This window comes from Alcanivorax sp. HI0044, from assembly GCF_001634945.1.
Map to the genome: position 1 here is coordinate 1 of NZ_LWEZ01001290.1, position 677 is coordinate 677.

General features: G+C 55.8%; 1 protein-coding gene and 1 pseudogene. Both read right to left on the minus strand.

Going from position 1 to position 677, the window contains the following annotated elements; genetic code table 11:
• Nucleotides 1–298 (minus strand): annotated as a pseudogene (locus A3730_RS18770) (hypothetical protein); the annotation flags it as partial.
• A gap of 87 nt (nucleotides 299–385) precedes the next feature.
• Nucleotides 386–677, minus strand: a 292-nt coding sequence (locus tag A3730_RS18775; protein ID WP_197477525.1) for a GreA/GreB family elongation factor, incomplete at its 5' end; no start/stop codon positions are given.

A 677-nucleotide genomic window follows, 5' to 3' on the forward strand; every position in this document is an offset into this window, starting at 1 on the left:
GACGTGTCATTACATGCTCTTCCCACTGCTGCCAGGCCCAGCTTCCCAGTCGCGTGGCGACCAGCGTGCCCACCAGAAAACACAGCACCAGCACCGCCAGCACCGACAACCAGTCCGCCACAAACTTGGGCAACCCGAAGGCGCTGATAAACACCGACGTAAACGGCGAAATCAGCTCGGTGACCGTCTGATAAATCCATTTAAAGAAGAACACGATAATGGAAATGGGCAGCAGAATGGTCAGCCCACCCAGCAGCGACTTGCGGATAAAGAACCAGATACGACTGGAACCTGTCATCGGTTTTCCCCTAAAGAATTAAAATGACGCAACACGCTAAAAAACCGGTGTTTTATACATGTTGCGTGGAGCATGTCGCGTGCCGCATCACTCATACCAGATGCGGTTGATAAACAGACAACGCTCTCCGGCCGGGGTTCGTACCTCCACCTCGTCATCCACCTGTTTCTTGAGCAAGGCCCGTGCCAGCGGCGCGTCGATGCTGATATAGCCTCTTGCCGCATCGGTTTCATCCGGCCCCACCAGCCGGTAGATTTCGGTCTCACCGGCGTCGTTTTCCAGTTCCACCCAGGCGCCAAAAAATACCCGGCTCTGGTCATCCGGCACCCGATCCACCACCGTCATGTCATCCAGGCGCTTGCTGAGAAAGCGCACACGC